At 70.3% G+C, this 18,073-nt stretch carries 13 protein-coding genes; 7 read left to right on the top strand and 6 right to left on the bottom strand.

All coding sequences use genetic code 11. The features are described from left to right. Positions 1-48 precede the first annotated feature (48 nt). Together KQY30_RS33115 and KQY30_RS33110 are read left to right on the top strand one after the other, a co-directional pair. Complete coding sequence (locus KQY30_RS33115; RefSeq protein WP_217310214.1) at positions 49-1,383, top strand: hemolysin family protein; 1,335 nt, start codon at positions 49-51, stop codon at positions 1,381-1,383. Further along, the gene (locus KQY30_RS33110) at positions 1,380-2,411 is read left to right on the top strand and encodes a hemolysin family protein (protein WP_217310213.1); all 1,032 of its coding nucleotides are present in this window, start codon (positions 1,380-1,382) and stop codon (positions 2,409-2,411) included. The genes KQY30_RS33115 and KQY30_RS33110 overlap by 4 nt, the downstream gene beginning before the upstream one ends. Before the next feature lie 124 nt (positions 2,412-2,535). On the opposite strand, the gene KQY30_RS33105 is transcribed toward KQY30_RS33110, so the two are convergent. Beyond that, a complete protein-coding gene (locus KQY30_RS33105) occupies positions 2,536-3,345 on the bottom strand; it encodes an SAM-dependent methyltransferase (RefSeq protein WP_269801355.1) in 810 nt (269 codons plus the stop codon). 328 nt (positions 3,346-3,673) lie between these two features. Here KQY30_RS33105 and KQY30_RS33100 point away from each other — a divergent pair, with 328 nt between their 5' ends. The 3 genes from KQY30_RS33100 to KQY30_RS33090 all read left to right on the top strand — a co-directional run bounded on the left by KQY30_RS33100 (position 3,674) and on the right by KQY30_RS33090 (position 6,337). Then, positions 3,674-4,237 carry an RNA polymerase sigma factor gene (locus KQY30_RS33100; RefSeq protein ID WP_254407440.1) on the top strand — a complete coding sequence of 188 codons (564 nt, stop codon included), beginning with the start codon at positions 3,674-3,676 and terminating at the stop codon, positions 4,235-4,237. 6 nt (positions 4,238-4,243) lie between these two features. After that, positions 4,244-5,017, top strand: coding sequence for a hypothetical protein (locus KQY30_RS33095; RefSeq protein ID WP_217310212.1), 774 nt, complete (start codon positions 4,244-4,246; stop codon positions 5,015-5,017). A gap of 123 nt (positions 5,018-5,140) precedes the next feature. Further along, on the top strand, positions 5,141-6,337 hold the full coding sequence (locus KQY30_RS33090; protein WP_217310211.1) for an MFS transporter: 1,197 nt from the start codon (positions 5,141-5,143) through the stop codon (positions 6,335-6,337). Positions 6,338-6,374: 37 nt separating this feature from the next. On the opposite strand, the gene KQY30_RS33085 is transcribed toward KQY30_RS33090, so the two are convergent. From KQY30_RS33085 to KQY30_RS33065, 5 genes are all read right to left on the bottom strand, one after another. Further along, the gene (locus tag KQY30_RS33085; protein WP_217310210.1) at positions 6,375-7,889 is read right to left on the bottom strand and encodes an MFS transporter; all 1,515 of its coding nucleotides are present in this window, start codon (positions 7,887-7,889) and stop codon (positions 6,375-6,377) included. 10 nt (positions 7,890-7,899) lie between these two features. Next, positions 7,900-8,784 carry a fibronectin type III domain-containing protein gene (locus KQY30_RS33080; RefSeq protein WP_217310209.1) on the bottom strand — a complete coding sequence of 295 codons (885 nt, stop codon included), beginning with the start codon at positions 8,782-8,784 and terminating at the stop codon, positions 7,900-7,902. 13 nt (positions 8,785-8,797) lie between these two features. Next, a complete protein-coding gene (locus KQY30_RS33075) occupies positions 8,798-9,400 on the bottom strand; it encodes a hypothetical protein (protein WP_217310208.1) in 603 nt (200 codons plus the stop codon). 256 nt (positions 9,401-9,656) lie between these two features. Then, positions 9,657-11,282: a M4 family metallopeptidase gene (locus KQY30_RS33070; protein WP_254407439.1), complete on the bottom strand. Its 1,626-nt coding sequence runs from the start codon at positions 11,280-11,282 to the stop codon at positions 9,657-9,659. A 294-nt stretch (positions 11,283-11,576) separates the two neighbouring features. Further along, on the bottom strand, positions 11,577-14,534 hold the full coding sequence (locus tag KQY30_RS33065; RefSeq protein ID WP_217310207.1) for a glycoside hydrolase family 48 protein: 2,958 nt from the start codon (positions 14,532-14,534) through the stop codon (positions 11,577-11,579). 258 nt (positions 14,535-14,792) lie between these two features. Between KQY30_RS33065 and KQY30_RS33060 the strand changes: the two genes are divergently transcribed. Then, positions 14,793-16,277, top strand: a complete 1,485-nt coding sequence (locus KQY30_RS33060; RefSeq protein ID WP_217310206.1) for a cellulose binding domain-containing protein — start codon at positions 14,793-14,795, stop codon at positions 16,275-16,277. After that, complete coding sequence (locus KQY30_RS33055; RefSeq protein WP_217310205.1) at positions 16,274-18,028, top strand: glycoside hydrolase family 6 protein; 1,755 nt, start codon at positions 16,274-16,276, stop codon at positions 18,026-18,028. The genes KQY30_RS33060 and KQY30_RS33055 overlap by 4 nt, the downstream gene beginning before the upstream one ends. The last annotated feature ends 45 nt before the right edge of the window (positions 18,029-18,073 follow it).

Genomic DNA, 18,073 nt, shown 5'->3' with positions numbered 1-18,073 from the left:
GAGCCGTGCCGTCGACGTCCCACCGAGACCCGGGACGGAGGTGGCACGGTGACCGAAGTGCTTCTGCTGCTTCTCGCCCTCGCGCTGACCTTCGCCTGCGCGGTGTTCGTCGCGGCCGAGTTCTCCCTGACCACCGTGGAGCGGGGCGAGCTGGAGCGTGCCGCGGCGGCGGGCGAGCGGGGTGCCGCGGGCGCGCTGGCGGCGGCCAGGCGGCTGACGTTCCAGCTCTCCGGCGCCCAGCTCGGCATCACCGTGACCTCCCTGGTCATCGGCATGCTCGCGGAACCGTCGCTGGCCGTGCTGCTCAGCGGTCCGCTGAAGGCCCTGGGCCTGCCGTCGGGCGCAGTCTCCACCGTCGCCACCCTGCTCGGGGTCGCCCTGTCCACGGTGGTGCTGATGGTGGTCGGCGAACTGGTGCCCAAGAACTGGGCGATCTCCAGCCCGCTGACGGTCGCCAAGATGGTCGCGGGACCGCAGCGCTGCTTCACCGCCGCCTTCGCCCCGCTGATCCGGCATCTCAACAACACCGCGAACCGTCTTGTACGGCGATTCGGGCTGGAGCCCGCGGAAGAGCTGGCCTCCGCCCGTACCCCCGAGGAGTTGGTCGCGCTGGCACGGCACTCCGCGCGGGAGGGCGCCATAGCTCCGGACTCCGCCGAGCTGTTCGTCAGGACACTGCATCTCGCGGAGCTGACCGCGGAGAACGTGATGACGCCCCGCGTGGACGTCCGGGCCCTGGAGGCCCATGCCACCGCGAGTGACGCGGCCAGGCTGACCCTCGCCACCGGGCTGTCCCGCTTCCCCGTCTACCGCGACAGCCTGGACGAGGTCATCGGCACCGTCCATATCCGGGACGTACTCGCGCTGGACGAGGACCGGCGCGATCACACGCCGGTCACCGAGCTGGCCACCGATCCGCTGCTCGTACCCGACTCGCTCCCCGTCGACCGGCTGCTGCGGCGGCTGCGGAAGGCGAGGACGATGGCCGTGGTCATCGACGAGTACGGCGGCACCGCCGGGGTCGCGACGGTGGAGGACATCGTCGAGGAGGTCGTCGGCGAGGTACGGGACGAGCACGACCCGGACGAGACCCCCGACCTGGTGCCCGGCAAGCCGTCCGCGGACGGCCGCCGGATCTGGGAGGCGGACGGCGGCGTACGGCTCGACCAGCTCGAAGAGATAGGTCTGAGCGCGCCCGAAGGTCCCTACGAAACACTCGCGGGCCTGCTCGCGACCCGGCTGGAACGGCTGCCGGTGGTCTCGGACACGGTGGAGGTCGGCGGCTGGCGGTTCACCGTGCTGCGCGTCGAGCACCGGCGCGCCGACCGGGTGCTGATCACCGCGCCCGCCCCGGCCGCCGAGCTGACGGGAGACGCCCGATGACCGCCCTCCAGCTCGCGATCGGCGTGCTCACCCTGTTCACCAACGCGTTCTTCGTCGGCGCCGAGTTCGCGCTCATCTCCGTACGGCGCAGCCAGATCGAGCCCGTGGCGGTCCGGGGCAGCCGCCGCGCCAGAAGCACCCTGTGGGGTCTGGAGCATCTGTCGGCGGCCATGGCCACCGCGCAGCTCGGCATCACCATCTCCTCGCTGGTGCTGGGCGCGGTCGCGGAGCCGGCCATCGCGCATCTCCTGGAGCCGCCGTTCGAGGCGGCCGGGGTGCCGGAGGCGCTGATCCACCCGATCGCGTTCGTGATCGCGCTGACCCTGGCGACGTATCTGCACATGCTGATCGGCGAGATGGTGCCGAAGAACATCGCGCTGGCCGCGCCCGCGCCGACCGCGCTGGCGCTGGGTCCTGTGCTGGTGGCGCTGACCCGGGCGCTGCGGCCGGTGATCTTCGGGATCAACGCGTTCGCCAACGCCATCCTGCGGCTGCTGAAGGTCGAGCCCAAGGACGAGATCGGCTCGGTCTTCACCGACGACGAACTCGTCCGGCTGGTCAAGGACTCCAGCGCGGCGGGGCTGCTGGACCCGGCGGACGGGGAGCGGCTGCGGGACGCCCTGGAGCTGGGCACGCGCCCGGCGGGCGAGGTGATGGTCCCGCTGAGCAGGACGGTCACCGTCGACCACCGGATCACTCCGCGCGAACTGGAGCGCGCCGCCGCGGCGTCGGGCTTCTCCCGGCTGCCCGTCACCGGGCCCGACAACACGATCCTCGGCTATCTGCACATCAAGGACGCGCTCGGTGCCGCCGACCGCACCCGGCCCTTTCCGCGTGCCGCGCTGCACACGGTGATCAGGGTCGAGATCGACACCCCGCTGGACGACACCATGACCGCCATGCGCGCCGCCGGGACCCATCTCGCGGCCGTCACCGGTGACAAGAAGACCGTCATCGGCTTTGTCACCATGGAGGACGTCCTCGACGAACTGGTCGGCCCCGCGGCCGGCTCACCGACCGCCGCATAGCCGGGCGGCGGACCGAGCGGCCGGTGCTCCGCCCCGAGCACCGGCCGCTCATCTCGCCCGCACGTCCGGCCCGCACGGGTGCCATGCCCGCTGCACCCGCCTCAGGGCTCGCGTGCCGTGTGTCTCACGGCTTGCGGGCCACACCGACGTAGAGGGCCGCTTCCTTGAGGGTGACGGTCTCCGCGTGGTCCTCGGGGTCGGGGCGCCACTCGTGCGAGGGGACGATCCCGGGTTCGAGCAGCTCCCAGCCACTGAAGAAACGGGTGATCTCCTCGCGGGTGCGCGCCTGTCCCGGTGTGCCCGACGCGCGGTACGCGGTGGTGAGACGGGCTATGCCCTCGGGGTCCCACTCGGCCGTGACATGGGCGATCGCGAGCGTGCTCCCGGACGGCAGCTCCTCCTTGAGGAACTCGACGATCTCATGGGCGTCGTACTCGTCGGTCACGAAATGGAGCAGCGCGTTCAGGCTCAGCGCGATCGGCTGGGTGAAGTCCAGCGTGGCACGCAGCTCCTCGGTGGCCAACAGGGCTTCCGGCGCCCGGACATCACCGTGCACATACGCCGTGCGCCCGGCAGGATGGCTGTGCAGCAGGGCACGTGCATGGGCCAGCACGATCGGATCGTTGTCCGTGTACACGACATGGGAGGTCGGGTCCTCGCCCTGCGCGACCTCGTGGAGATTCGGCGAGGTGGGGATGCCCGTACCGATGTCGAGGAACTGGCGCATGCCGTTCCTGGCGAGGAACCGTACGGAACGGTGCATGAAGCGCCGGTTGATCCGGGCCGTTGCCAGGATCGACGGGAAGGCCGTCATGGCACGGGCCGCGGCCTCGCGGTCGGCGGGGAAGTTGGTCGTACCGCCCAGGTAATAGTCGTACATACGCGCCGAGTGCGCCCGGTCCAGCTCCAGGTCCACCGCGCCGTTGTCCCCCACCGTGTCTCCCCCTGGCATCGTTACTGTTGGCTTCCGTCGTCGGTTCATCGCGTGCCGGCAGTCCTGCCCACCGCTCGATACGGACAACCGTACGAGATACGCCAACTCCGGTTACGGGTGGGCCGGGTGGGAGAGGAGAAAACAAAAGGCCGAAGTGATCCACCTACGAGGCCGAGTAATCATATGATGACTATCAGCGAAAAGCCCCAGAGGTGCTCTGCACAGTGAGGGCACTCTTCCGGTTGGCTGACCAGTGAGAGAGGACCACACCTCTCGCGCCGACGCCCTCTGCCCTGGAGCGGCGCGGTGCCCAGGGAACGGGGCGTCCGTGCACGTCGATCTGCAAACCCCTCAGCGGCCGCAACGGCGGCTGGAGTTGACATTCGACGCTTTCGACTCGCACCACCACACGCTCTGGCTGCGCTACGCCCACAGCCAGGTCGGCAGCAGGGCCGCCGCCGAGGAGGTGGTGGACGCCGCTTGTGCGCGGCTGCTGGAGCACTGGCAGCATGTACTTTCCCAGGCGTCGGTCTCCCGGTATGCCTGGGCGGTCCTGAAGGAGGAGGTGGCATGGTGGCTGGACGACCACGGGGCACGGCCCGCCCTGGTCGGCACGGCCGCGTTCCAGGCGGCGGTCCGCAAGCTCTTCCTGAACGAGACGCTCGATCAATTCGCGGTGCTGCAAGGGGAGATGGGCCTGTACGGCGCGATCTCCCGGCTTCCCGAGCGGCAGTACGACGTCATCGTGCTGCGCTATGTCCTTCAGATCCCGGACGAGGAGGTCGCAGAGTACATGGGCATCGAAGTCGCCACGGTCCGTTCTCATATACGGCACGCCAGACGGCGGTTGGCCAAGATACTCGACTTACGAGAGACCGAGACGGAAGAGTAGAAGCCCGTGCGCCGCACCAATGAACCCCCCTCCGCCTCCGTCGAGGTGCTGCTGGAGAACGCTGAAGTTCTCACCGACACCTACGACGACTACGACACGGAAGCGGCCCGCGGACGGGTCGCCGCCCGCCGGGCCGCGGAGAAACCTTCGTGCAGCGCGAGTACGGCCGCGAGCACGACTGCGAGTACGGCCACGGGTACGGGCATGGCGCCCCCGCGCCGCCCGTCCGCCCATGAGCAGGCCGCCCAGGATCTCAATCTCGCCGTGGCCCTGATCCTCAACGCCCCCGAGGCGGCGGCCAGTCTGACGCACCTGGTCGACCACGACAGCATCGACCCGGAGGGCGCGGTCGTCTTCGCCGCCCTGCTGCATCTGACGGGGCATCAGGACGCGGCGCAGTTCTGGTGGCAGTTCGCGGCCGGCGGCGGCAACAGGACCGCGGCCTTCTGTCTCTTCCTCGCCCATCAGCAGCGCGCCGAGTTCAGGGACGCGGCCTACTGGCGCAGCCAGTCGCGCCGGCTGCCCCGGCCGGGCCGGGCGAAGACCCCGCCGACGCTCTCCTCGCTGCTGCCGGAGACGGTCAGGCACGATCTGCTGAGCCAGTGCCACCGGGGCCGCCATCCCACGCTGCCGGCACCACTGGAGGCGGTCATCAACCGGCTCCGGGTGGACAGCGCAGACGAGGACTTCGGGGAGGTCCCCCAGCCGGATGTCAGTCTGACCGCGGATCTGACCCGCGGGGCGGCCTTTCGCCCCCGTAACTGCACCCAGGGCCCGTAGCACGGAGACCGAGGCCGAGTGGGCGGTGCCGACGGCGGCGCCGTCCGGCGAATGGCCGCATGGGGCGGTGCGGGGCCCGCATGGGCGCGGCGGGCGCGGGGCCCGGCTCGTACGGTGGCTTGCATGATCGTTCGCACGGGCGGGAGCAGGCGCCCCGGATATCCGGCCGCCGCCGCGGTGTTCGCCATCGGTATGACCGGTACGACCCTGCCCACCCCGTTGTACGGGCTCTACCAGGAGGAACTCGGCTTCTCCGAGCTGACCGTCACCATGGTGTTCGCGGTGTACGCCATCGGGGTGATCGCCGTTCTGCTGCTGGCGGGCAACTTCTCCGACGAGGCGGGGCGGCGTCCCGTACTGCTGATCGCCCTGGGGTTCTCCGCCGCCAGCGCGCTGTGCTTTCTCTTCGAGGGCGGTCTGCCGCTGCTGTTCACCGGGCGGCTGCTGTCGGGCTTCGCCGCCGGGCTGTTCAGCGGCACCGCCACGGCCACGGTGCTGGAGCTGGCCCCGCCGGGGCGGGAGGCGCGGGCGGGGCTCGCGGCCACCGCGGCGAACATGGGCGGTCTGGGCTGCGGGCCGCTGCTGTCGGGTCTGCTGGCCCAGTACGCGCCCTGGCCGCTGCGGCTGCCGTTTCTGGTGCATCTGACGCTGGTGGGTGTGGCGTGCGTACTGACCTGGCTGCTGCCGGAGACCGTACGGCACCCGAAGCGATGGCCGCGGCCGAGACCGCAGGGGCTGTCGGTGCCGCCGGAGGTGCGCGGGGTGTTCGCGCCGTCCGCGCTGGCCGCGTTCGCGGGGTTCGCGCTGCTGGGCCTGTTCACCGCGGTGGCGCCGAGCTTTCTCGCCAGGACGCTCGGGGTCCATGACCTGGCCGTGTCGGGCGCGGTGGTCTTCTCGGTGTTCCTGGCGTCCACGGCCGGACAGGCGCTGCTCGGGCGGGTGGGGGTACGAAGGGCGCTGCCGGGCGGCTGTCACATCCTGGTGATCGGGCTGGTGCTGGTGGGCGCGTCCCTGGCGGTGGAGTCGCTGCCGCTGCTCGTGGCGGGCGCGCTGTGCGGGGGTTTCGGCCAGGGGCTGGCGTTCCGCGCGGGGATGGCCGCGGTCGGCGGGGCCGCGCCGCCGGAGCACCGGGGCGGCACGATCTCGGCCTTCTTCGTCGTCGCGTACATGGGGATCTCGCTGCCGGTGGTCGGGGTCGGGGCGCTGACGCTCTGGCTGGGGCTGCGAACGGCGGGGCTGGTGTTCACTGCCTGCGTGATGGTGCTGACGGCCGGCGTAGGGCTCCATCTCCAGCGGCGCGGGCCGGTAGCCGGCCCCTGACCTCCCGCCGGCGTCCGGTCCATGACCCGGTGTGTCCTCAGGTGCCGGGCAGGCTCGTCCTGTGATGGCCCGCCCGGCGGCCCGCGATCACATCCGCCACGGCCACCACCAGCGCCGCCAGCACGAACGCCACCGACACCACCAGCCCGTGGTCGTACGCCGTCGCCCAACCCTCCGGCACCACCTGTGCGAAGAACACCGAGCCCACCGCCGCGATACCGATCGCGGAGCCCACGCGCTGCCCCGTCTGGAGGGTGCCGCCCGCGCTGCCCGCCATCGGCACCGGCACCTCGGCGAGGGTCAGTGTCTGGTTGGGCGTGATGACAAGGCCGCTGCCCAGACCGGCCAGGAGCAGCGGCGCCGCCATCGCCCAGCCCGCGGCGCGCCCCGGCACCAGATGGACGGCGAGCGCGGTGGCCGCGAGACCGACCGTCACCATGACCAGCCCGACCACCACCAGCGGCCGCCCGAAGCGGTTCACCAGCCGTCCGCCGATCCCGGCCGCCCCGCCGGAACCGACGGCGAACGGGGTGATGGCGAGCCCGGCCTCCAGCGCGCTGTAGTGGAGGCCGCTCTGGAGATAGAGCGTGGTGATGAAGAAGATCGTGGTGAACCCGCCGAAGTAGAGCAGGATCAGCAGACACCCCAGCCAGAACGAGCGGACATGGAACAGCGACATGTTCAGCACCGGCTGGGTGGCACCGGAGCGGCAGCGGGACTCCCATTTCACAAACGCGGTCAGTACCGCCGCCGCCACGAGCAGCAGCAGCCATTTCACATCGCTGTGCCACTCCTGCGACTGGACGAACGGCAGCAGCAGGGCCAGCACTCCGGAGCCCAGGAGCAGCACCCCGACCGGGTCGAGATCGTGCAGGCTGACACGGCCCGCCGAGGGGGTGTCGGGCAGCAGCCGCCGGGCGAGCAGGAGACAGACCACACCCAGCGGAAGATTGACGTAGAAGACCCACCGCCAGCCCTCGTCGGCACCGGCCAACTGGATGATCAGTCCGCCCAGCAGCGGCCCGACGGCCATCGAGACACCGACCACCGTGCCGAACATGCCGAAGGCCCTCGCCCGTTCCCGGCCGGCGAACATCTGCTGGATCAGCGCGGAGATCTGCGGGGTGACGGTGCCTCCGGCGAAGCCCTGCACCAGCCGGGCGATCACCAGCCAGAGGCTGGACTGGGCCGCTCCGCAGGCCGCGGACGACAGGGTGAAGAGCGCGAGTCCCACCATGAACACCGGGCGCCGGCCGCGGGCGTCGCCGAGCCGCCCCGCCGGGATCAGGAACAGGCCGAAGGCGAGCGCGTACCCGGACAGCACCCATTGGATGTCGGAGACCGGGGCCCGCAGCCCCTCGCGGATGGACGGCAGCGCGACATTGACGATGGAGACGTCCAGAAGGGTCATGAACCCCGCGACCAGACAGACCGCGAGGGCCTTCCAGCGGCGCGGGTCGGGCGCCTCGTCCGTGACAAGCGGACCGGACGGGCCGGACGGGCCGGACGCGCCCGCCGCGGCTCCGCTCTCCCGCGCTTTGTCTCCGGCCATGGCTCGGACCCTAGTTCGCCCGCTCCGATCCCTCATCCGGAGCGCGCCGACCGGTGGACTCGCCGGTCGTCAGCCGTACCGCGTTCGAGCGGGCGCCGTAGGTGAAGGCGCGGATCCGGTAGGAGGCGCGTTTCTCGGTGGGCAGGGTGATCAGCCCGGTGGAGACGGTGTCCGGTTCGAGGACGACGAGGGGCTCGTACGCGGATGCGCCCGCGGTACGGGCCTCCAGCAGAAAGCCCGACTCGTCGGAGGCACGGTCGGTCCAGGTGAAGAGGATGCCGTTCGCGTGCTTGACCTCGGCCCTGAGCCCGGAGGGCGCGGCGGCCGGGGAGGCGTCCCGTACGGAACGGCCGGCCGCGGCCCGTCCCGGGGCCCTGCGGGGAGGCAGCCACGCGTGGCCGGCCTCCTGGTCCTCCGGTGTCAGCTCGCCGGCCGGCAGTGAGACCTCGACGGGGGTGGACGCCGGGCCGTGGAAGGCGCGCAGCCGGTAGTGGAAGGTCGTGCGCGGGATCAGATCGGGGTGGTGGTACGTCGTCGTGCTCGGCGGGAGATACCGCAGGACGGTGTACGGGCCCGCCGCCTCGGTCGCGAACTCCAGCACATGGCCGGCCGCGCCGGACCGGCCGGACCGCCATTCGAGGTCGATGTCGGTGGGGGTGGTGAGGGCCCCGCGCAGAGTGGGGGCAGCTCCACCCGGGGCCGCTCCGCCCGATGCCTGGCCACCCGATGCCTGGTCACCCGGAGCCTGGCCGCCCGGAGCCTGTGCCCCTGAGGCCTGGCCGCCCGGGGAGGCGGCGGGAACCCGGGCGGAGTGCCCGACCGGTGGCGGCGCCGAGCAGGCCGCCGCCACCGGCACGAGCACAAGCAGCACCGCTGTTCGTATCGCGTGTCGCACGGACCGGGCTCCGCTACTTGCGCCAGAAGCGGACATCGCTCCAGACCACGGTGGCGGGGCCGCTGCCGCTGTCGGTGCGGTAGGCGCCGAACTTGTCGTAGAAGCTGCCGCCGGGGCTGGCATAGGTGTGCTGGAGCGATCCGTTGATGTACGTACGGTGCGAACTGCCCACCTGGTGGACCGTGTTGACGCGGACCGTCGCGCCGACCGTACCGGCGTTGGAGAGTGTGGTGCCGCCATGGACGGCGTAGAGCCGCCCGCCGCGCTCGACGGCCAGCATGAAGTACGGTCCGGACGCCGACTCGTTGAAGGTCTGCTTGAGGCTGATCCGGCTGCCGCTCAGACTGCTGACCCGGAAGTAGCCCTCGAACTGCCGGGTGCCTCCGGTGTATGTCGCGTACCGGCGCTCGGCACGCTGGTCACCACTGGCCGTGGAGCAGGTGAGCCGGAAGGTCAGGCCGTCGACCTGGCCGCAGCCGCGCTCCTGGACCGTGAAGGTGGGCGAGACCGACGTCCAGCCGCCGGGCTCCACCTCGGCGGAGGCCTGCGGGACTGCGGTCAGTAAGGCGGCGCCCGCGGCGGCGAGCACCGTGAGCGTCCGGAGACGAGCGGACATGTCCCACTTCCCTGTCATGAGGCCGGCCAGACACCACGCTCCACACACATGACGTTCCACGTCACACATGGCATTCCATGTATATGAACCACGGCTCTGACTGTGAATGATGACAGGGACGGTAGGACTAGACCAACGGCCCGTCAAGGGCCCCGGTACGCGGAACGCCGCAGCCGGCCTCTCGGAAGAGACCGGCTGCGGCGCCCGGGAAGTGCGGGGGAATGCACGGATATTCACATATCCGAACCCGGATGGGTCACTTGACGTTGATGGCCGTCCAGGCCGCGCCGACCGCCTTGTACTCGGCGCTGGTCGTGCCGTACAGCGCGCCCGCCGCGCTGAGCGTCGCGGTGCGCGCCCTCGCGTAGTTGGTGGAGGACGTCATGTACGTGGTGAGCGCCTTGTACCAGATCTTGGTGGCCTTGTCCCGGCCGATGCCGGTCACCGTCGAGCCGTCGTACGTCGGGCTGTTGTAGCTCACGCCGTTGATGGTCTTGGCGCCGCTGCCCTCGGAGAGCAGGTAGTAGAAGTGGTTCGCCGGGCCCGAGGAGTAGTGGACGTCGAGACCGCCGAGGGTGGACGACCAGTAGTCCTTGGACGCGCCGTCCTTGCTCGGCCGGTCCTGGTAACGCAGCGGCGTCCCATTGCCGTTGATGTTGATTTCCTCGCCGATGAAGTAGTCGCCCGGGTCGTTCGGGTTGGCGGCGTAGAACTCCACGGCGGTGGCGAAGATGTCGGAGGTCGCCTCGTTGAGGCCGCCGGACTCGCCGCTGTAGACCAGGCCGGCGGTGGCGGCGGTGACGCCGTGGCTCATCTCGTGGGCGGCCACATCGATCGAGGTGAGCGGGTGGGTGTTGCCCGAGCCGTCACCGTAGGTCATGCAGAAGCAACTGTCCTGCCAGAAGGCGTTGACGTAGCTGTTGCCGTAGTGGGCACGGGAGTACGAGCCGACGCCGTTGTTCTTGATGCCGTTGCGGCCGAGGACGTTCTTGTAGAAGTCCCAGGTCGTCGCGGCGCCGTAGTGGACGTCGACGGCGGCGCTCTGCCGGCCTCCGCCCCAGACGTCGTCGGCGTCGGTGAAGAGCGTGCCGGTGCCCGAGGTGCCCTGGTTCAGGTCGTAGGTCTTGTGACCGCCGCGGGCGGCGTCGGTGAGGTTGTACGTGGTGCCGCTCTTGGTGGTGCCGAGCGTGACGGAGCCGCTGTACGCGCCGGTACCGGTGCCGGTCCGGACAGCCTCGTTCCGGGACAGCTCCTTGCCGGTGGCCGCGTCGGTGACGACATGCAGCTCGCTCGGGGTGCCGTCCGGCTGGACGCCCTTGACGACGGTCTCCCAGGCGAGGACGGGCGCGCCGGTCGCCGCCCAGATCACCCTGCGGGGCGCGGTGTCCGCGGCGGCCTTGGCGGTCTTCTCCGCCGAAGCGGCCTTCAGGGCGCCGGACTTGGCGGTGGCGGGGGTGACCGCGGCCTCGGTGGAGGCCACGGCTATCCGGGCCGTGGTCGCCTTGGTGACACTGCGCTCGCCCGCCGCGGCCTGATGGACGACCAGGTCGCCGCCGAGGACCGGCAGTCCCGCGTAGGTCCGCTCGTAGCGGGTGTGGACCGTGCCGTCGGCGTCCTCGATCACATCGCGGACGACCAGCTTCTCCTGGGCGCCGAGCCCGAGGGCCCTGGCTTCGCCCGCCGCGTCCGCCTGGGCGGACTGGATGGCCTCGACGCGCTGACCGGGGGTGAGCAGCAGTGCGGTGGCGCCCCGCTCGCGCGAGGTGTCGGGCCGGGCACTGGCCGTACCCGACTGGATGCCGACGACCACCATGGCGGCGGAAGCGACGAGGGCCACGAGACGGGCGGTGTTCCTGCGAGGAGTGGAAGCTACGAGTCTCACTCAGTCTCCAAGAGTGCCGGGCCGCCACAAGGGCGGTCCTGGTGTGGGGGTGGTCATGTGCATGATCGATGCGCTGAGCCGTCCAGAGAGTGACACCGATCGGACTCGCAGGAACAGATCGCATACCAGGATTTGACCTTGAGTTGTCAATTCAGCACGGCATACGGACATCAAACGGGCGTAGCGGCAAGGGAGTTGGAGGAGCGGAGGGCCCCGGGCGGGCGGCAGCCGGGACCCTCCGCGGTCGTACGGCACGCGGCTCCTCGATCCGCGTGCCGAGACGACGAGTCGGCGCTACTCGAAGAGGTCGGAGTACGCGCCCAGGGCCAGCGCGATGTCCGCCTGTGCCCAGAACCGGTGATAGGTGAAGCTCGGCGCGGCCCCGCCCGCCAGATACGCCTCGACCTTCGACCAGGCCGGGTCGCTCTCGTAGAAGGACCGGATCGACTCGAAGGTGGAAGCCGAGTTGATCGTGTCGCCGTTGGGCATGGTTCCGGTCCAGCCGCTCGGGACGTGGACCGGGTCGTCGAACCGGCTGTAGTCGGTACGGGTTTCGGGGACCGCGATGCCCAGGGCGTCCTGGTGGTGGTCCCACATCCCGTCGAGCAGCGCCTTGGCCGTGTCCCTGGCCTCGGTGTCACCGGACCTCGCCGCGTAGTACGAGAGGGTCTTGGCGTACGCACCGGCCACACCGACGTCGTTGGTGTAGTCGGCGACGGTGACATGCAGACCGGCGTTGGTGCCGGGCGTGGTGGCGTTCCAGGTGTCGGGCTTGCCGGACCACTGGAGGGTGGACGGGATCCGGTACGTACCGTCGGGGTTGACGGTGGTCTCGGACAGCGCCCACGCGACCCACTTGTCCAGTACCGCCTTGGCGGCGCCGTCCCCGGTCTGGTGGTAGTACTCCGCGACTCGCTCCATGGACCACGCCTGGAAGCCGAACCACTGGTTGGACGGCGGGTCGTGGTAGACGGGCGCCTCGTCGTAGTACATGCCGTAGAACGTCGGGGTCCCGGCCGGGGGCTGCGCGTACCGGCCCTGCCAGCTATTGGTGGCGCCGCCCGCGATGGCGCCCTCGGAGGACTGGAGCCAGCGGTAGAACTCGATCTGCCGCTTGAGGCTGGTGCTCCAGTCCTGCTGGCCGGTGGCCGACTTGGGCTTCAGGTCCGGGTACGAGCTGAGCGCCCACGCGGCCATCGGGTTCTGGTAGCCGCCGTGGGCGAAGCTGGAGCCGATGCGCCAGGCCCAGCCCGCCGAGGCGTCGGTGGCGCCGCCCCAGGCGTAGTACCAGGAGAGCAGATAGTGCGAGCTGTTCTTGCCGCTGCCGGCCGGGCAGGCGGTCTCGCCCGCGCAGTTGCCCACGCGCTTGAAGTACTTGTCGTACATGGCGTAGCGGAGATAGTCGCCCATCTTCGCGGCCTTGGCGACATTGGCCGCGACCTCGCCGCCCTTGCCCTGCTCCTTGGCCCACTCCGAGGCCCAGTAGGCGGCCTGGACCGCGCGGGCGTCGGCGTCGGGCGCGTTGGTGAACTTCCACTGCTTGGCATAGGAGGCGTCACCGGTGAACAGGTCGAGATAGCCGTTCGGGCCGCCGTACTTGAAGGCGTCACAGGTCGGCTGGGGCACCGTCTCCCAGACGGACTCCTGCGGCCCGCGCTGGAAGGTGTTGATGTACGAGGGACCCTGGTCGGCCGGTCCCGCCTCGCACTTGCCGGGCGCGTTGCCGTATCCGTAGACGTTGTCGACGTCCTGGATCCAGTGCATGCCGTAGATGTCGTCCGTGCCGTAGGCGCTCCTCAGCTCGCCCGCGATGGGGTCGCTCCCCACCGGGACCCCGCCGTTGAGCTGCGAGGGGTACTGCGAGGGCAGGTCCCACTCGGGCGCGTAGGTGGCGGGCTTGGACGCGGTGTAGAAGCTGTTGGTGGACTGGTCGGCGTGGGTGGGGATCATGTAGCGCTCCATGGTCTCCCAGGCGCCGTTGAACTTGCTCCAGTCGCCGGTGACCTTGCCGTACATGGCCTGGAGCCAGATCAGATAGCTGTACGCCTCCGAGGTCGTCTCGTGCCCGTGGTCGGGCGCCTCGACGATCAGGGTCTCCACCGAGTGGTACGGAATGCCCTCGGGCGAGAAGTAGCCGGCGGCCGGATCGGTGATCTTGCCGTACAGCTCCAGGAAGCGGGCTTCGTAGCCGGAGGTGGCCGCGAGCTGGGTCACGGTGACCTCGGCCTTGGCCTGACCGGACGCGGTCGCGGTGAATGTGGCGGAGCCGGTGCCGGTGGCCGAGGCGGAGACGGTCACCTGCTGGGCGGTGTCCCAGTTGGCGGGGGTGAAGGTGAGGCTCGACCCCGCGGTGACGGTGAGGCCCGTGTTGCCCGCGGTACGGGCCACCGCGACCTGTACGTCGGCCGTCGGCCGGGTGGAGAGCTTCACCCCGAAGGTCCCGGTCGCGCCCTGCCGTACCCCGAGCTGCGTGGGGCTCGCGACGAGCGAGGGTCCCGCGGCGACCCGTACCCCGACCGGGGTGGACTCGGCCGCGGCGCCGAGACCGTCATAGGCCTTGGCGTAGAGCGAGAGATCACCGACGGGCACATTGGCGTAGTCGAAGGTGTACGGCGAGGTGGTGTCGGTGCCGAGCAGCGTGGTGTTGCTGTAGAACTCGACCTTGGTGATGCCCGCGCCGTCCGCGGCGGCCGCGGTGGCGGCCATCGGGATGGTGCCGCCGGCGGTGAAGAGCGCGCCGGGGGCCGGGCTGGTCAGCACGGCGATGGGCGGCTGGTGCGCGCCGGTGCAGGTCACACCGTTGACAGCGAAGACGGTGGGCGCCGTATTGGTGCCGCTGTAACTGAAGTTGGCGCCCGCGGTGGCCGCCGCGCCGGGCGCGATCCGGCCGTTGTGACCGGCGTTGGTGACGGTGACATTCTTGCCGGACTGGGCCCAGGTGCCGTTCCAGCCGTTGGAGAGTTTCTGGTTGCCGGCGTACGCGTAGGTGAGCGTCCAGCCGTCGATCGGGTCGGTACCGCGGTTGGTGATGGTGAGATCGGCCGTGAAGCCGGAACCCCAGTCATTGGTCTTGTAGTCGACACCGCACTGGACCGCGGCGGCGTGTGCGGGGGTGCTGTTGGCCGCGGTCAGCGCGAGCGGCAGGGACAGGGCCGCCACCAGCGCGGTCAGCAGCCGGCGGGTGCCACGCGCCCGGCGGCGTCTTCCGAGCGGGGGTGGCGCGCCTGGCGGTGAGCCTCGTAAGCCGAGCATGGGGTGGTCCTCCTCGCGGTCCGGTGCGGGTGTGGGGCGGCGGTGCGAACCAGTGGGAGCGCTCCCAAGCGTCGAGCGGTACCGCGAAGGTGTCAAGAGTTTGAACAAGACGCACGTCCGGGGGAGGCCGTCGATAAAAGAAGTCAACCGCGCTGTTGACTCACGCCACTTCGGCGCTACCGTCAAACGCAACCAGTGGGAGCGCTTCCATCAGTCATACGCCGTGTCAGGCGGCGTATCGGACCGAGGAGTCGCTCCATGCGAGCACCACCGCGCCTCGGCGCGCTGCTCTGCGCCGTGGCCCTGGCCGTGGCGGGCACCACCCTTGTCCGGCCGGCGGCCGCGTCGGGAACCGCGGCCGCCTGCACCGTCGAGTACAGCGTCACCAGTCAGTGGGACACCGGCTTCCAGGGCGGTGTCACGCTGGTCAACCACGGGGGCCCGGTCAGCAACTGGACTCTTGCCTTCGACTTCCCGGGGAACCAGAAGGTGACCCAGGGGTGGAACGGGAAGTGGTCGCAGTCCGGTACGACCGTGACCGCCGTGAACGAGAGCTGGAACGGCACGATCCCGGCCGGCGGCTCGGTCGCCGCGGGATTCATCGCGTCCTGGTCGGGGTCCAATCCCCCGCCCACCGCGTTCCGGCTCAACGGGACTCCGTGCGAAGGAGACCCGGGTCCCGGCGATCCCACCGACCCGCCGACCGATCCGCCGCCCGACACCGGAGACGCGCCGCCGAAGCTGCGCGCCTCGGGCAACAGGCTGGTGGACGAGAACGGAACGGTCCGGCGCATGCTCGGTGTCAACCGCTCCGGCGGCGAGTTCATGTGTGTCCAGGGCCGGGGCGTCTTCGACGGCCCGGTCGACGACGCCTCGGTGCGAGCCATCGCGGACTGGGAGGTCAACACCGTACGGATACCGCTGAACGAGGAGTGCTGGCTCGGGCTGCCGCACATCAACGCGGCCTATGGAGGGGCGAATTACATCCGGGCGGTCGAGCAGTACGTCACCCGGCTGGAGGCGCACGGCATCACACCCGTCCTCGAACTGCACTGGTCCCACGGCAGATACACGGGCAATGACAACCACTGCCCGGACACCGAGTACGCCACCTGCCAGAAGCCGATGCCCAACGCCCAGTACACACCGGCGTTCTGGACCTCGGTCGCCCGGACCTTCAAGGACGACGGAGCGGTGGTCTTCGATCTGTTCAACGAGCCGTTCCCGGACCGCGCCACCAGCGACACCGACGCCGCGTGGACATGCTGGCGCGACGGCGGCACCTGCCCCGGAATCGACTTCCCGGTGGCGGGCATGCAGTCGCTGCTCGACGCGGTACGGGCCACCGGCGCCCGGAATCTGGTGCTGATCCCCGGCGTCGCGTACGCCAACGACCTGCGCCAGTGGCTGAAATACCGGCCGGCCGACCCGCTGTCCAATGTCGCCGCCGCCTGGCACTCGTACAACTTCAATGTCTGCGCCAACGAGAGCTGCTGGAACGAACAGCTCGCCCCGGTCGCGGCCCAAGTGCCGTTCGTGGCGGGCGAGATCGGCGAGAACACCTGCTCACACGGCTATCTCGACCGGGTCATGGCCTGGCTCGACGGCCGTGGCGCGTCCTATCTGGGGTGGACCTGGAACACCTGGGACTGCTCCTCAGGACCCGCTCTGATCAGCGATTACAACGGCACGCCGACCAATTTCGGCGTGGGACTCCGCGACCATCTGAAGGGACTCTCATGAGCCGCACCACCGCTCCACCGCGCCGCGCCCGTACGGCGCTGGTCGCCGCGAGCGCCTTGCTGGCCGCCGCGGCGGGCACCGCGACCGTGCTGGAAGGGCCCGCCTCCGCGGCGGCGGCCGGCTGCACCGTCGCGTACACCGTCCAGACCTCCTGGGACAGCGGCTTCACCGCCAATGTCAGTGTGACCAACACCGGTGACCCGGTCAGCTCCTGGAAGCTGGAGTGGAATTTCGCCGGCAACCAGAAGGTGACCCAGGGCTGGAACTCCACCATCACCCAGACGGGCGCGGCGGTCTCCGCCTCCAACGCCGCCTGGAACGGCGCGCTGGCCACCGGTGCCTCGGCGTCCTTCGGCTTCAACGCCTCGGCGACCGGCACCAACGCCGTACCGACGTCCTTCAAGCTCAACGGTGTCACCTGCAACACACCGGGCGGTGGCGATCCCACGGACCCGCCGACCGACCCGCCCACGGACCCGCCGACCGACCCGCCGGCCGGTTCCAAGGTCGACAACCCGTACGCGGGCGCCGGTGTGTATGTGAACCCGGAGTGGTCCGCCAAGGCGGCCGCCGAGCCGGGCGGCAGCAGGATCTCCAACCAGCCCACCGGTGTCTGGCTGGACCGGATCGCGGCCATCGAGGGCGTCGGCAGCGGCATGGGCCTGCGCGACCATCTCGACGAGGCGCTCCGCCAGGCCGCGGGCAATCCGCTCGTGGTCCAGCTCGTGATCTACAACCTGCCGGGCCGTGACTGCGCCGCGCTCGCCTCCAACGGGGAACTCGGCCCGACGGAGATCGACCGCTACAAGACCCAGTACATCGACCCGATCGCCGCCATCCTCGGGGACACCAAGTACGCGAGCCTGCGCATCGTGACGACCGTCGAGATCGACTCGCTGCCGAACCTGGTCACCAATGTGACGCCCCGGCCGACCGCCACTCCGCAGTGCGATGTGATGAAGGCGAACGGCAACTACGTCAAGGGCGTCGGCTACGCGCTGAACCACCTCGGCGCCGTCCCCAACGTCTACAACTACGTCGACGCCGGCCACCACGGCTGGATCGGCTGGGACGACAACTTCGGCCCCTCGGCGCAGATGTTCAAGCAGGCCGCGACCGCCGAGGGCAGCACCGTCGACAAGGTGCACGGTTTCATCGTGAACACCGCCAACTACGGTGCGACGAAGGAGAACAACTTCACCATCAACGACAACGTCGCGGGCCGGTCGGTCCGTGAGTCGAAGTGGGTGGACTGGAACCGCTATGTCGACGAGCAGTCGTTCGCACAGGCCTTCCGCCAGGAAGCCGTCCGCGCCGGCTTCCCCTCGGGCGTCGGCATGCTGATCGACACCTCGCGCAACGGCTGGGGCGGTACGGCCAGGCCTTCCGGGCCCGGTGCGCAGACCAGTGTGGACACCTATGTGGACGGCGGGCGGTACGACCGCAGGATCCACCTGGGCAACTGGTGCAACCAGTCCGGTGCCGGACTCGGCGAGCGGCCGAAGGCGGCGCCCGCCGCCGGGATCGACGCGTACGTCTGGATGAAGCCCCCGGGCGAGTCGGACGGCGCGAGCAGGGAGATCCCGAACGACCAGGGCAAGGGCTTCGACCGGATGTGCGACCCGACGTACACCGGCAACCCGCGCAACAACAACAACATGTCGGGCGCGCTGCCCAACGCTCCGCTCTCCGGCGACTGGTTCTCCGCGCAGTTCCAGGAGCTGATGAGGAACGCGTACCCGGCGCTGTAGTGCTGCTCGCGGTGCCGCGGTAGTCGCTCCGGCGGTACGAGCACC

It is taken from the genome of Streptomyces sp. GMY02 (assembly GCF_019056675.1).
GTDB classification, from domain to species: Bacteria; Actinomycetota; Actinomycetes; order Streptomycetales; family Streptomycetaceae; genus Streptomyces; species Streptomyces odonnellii.
Note: the sequence above shows the minus strand (reverse complement) of the source record. Positions and strands in the feature narration are given on the sequence as shown.

Bases quoted from the DNA above. Each gene is read 5' to 3' on its own strand.
- KQY30_RS33060 (WP_217310206.1), top strand. From the start codon at position 14,793: ATGCGAGCACCACCGCGCCTCGGCGCGCTGCTCTGCGCCGTGGCCCTG.
- KQY30_RS33075 (WP_217310208.1), bottom strand. From the start codon at position 9,400: ATGTCCGCTCGTCTCCGGACGCTCACGGTGCTCGCCGCCGCGGGCGCC.
- KQY30_RS33065 (WP_217310207.1), bottom strand. From the start codon at position 14,534: ATGCTCGGCTTACGAGGCTCACCGCCAGGCGCGCCACCCCCGCTCGGA.
- KQY30_RS33055 (WP_217310205.1), top strand. From the start codon at position 16,274: ATGAGCCGCACCACCGCTCCACCGCGCCGCGCCCGTACGGCGCTGGTC.
- KQY30_RS33090 (WP_217310211.1), top strand. From the start codon at position 5,141: ATGATCGTTCGCACGGGCGGGAGCAGGCGCCCCGGATATCCGGCCGCC.
- KQY30_RS33110 (WP_217310213.1), top strand. From the start codon at position 1,380: ATGACCGCCCTCCAGCTCGCGATCGGCGTGCTCACCCTGTTCACCAAC.
- KQY30_RS33085 (WP_217310210.1), bottom strand. From the start codon at position 7,889: ATGGCCGGAGACAAAGCGCGGGAGAGCGGAGCCGCGGCGGGCGCGTCC.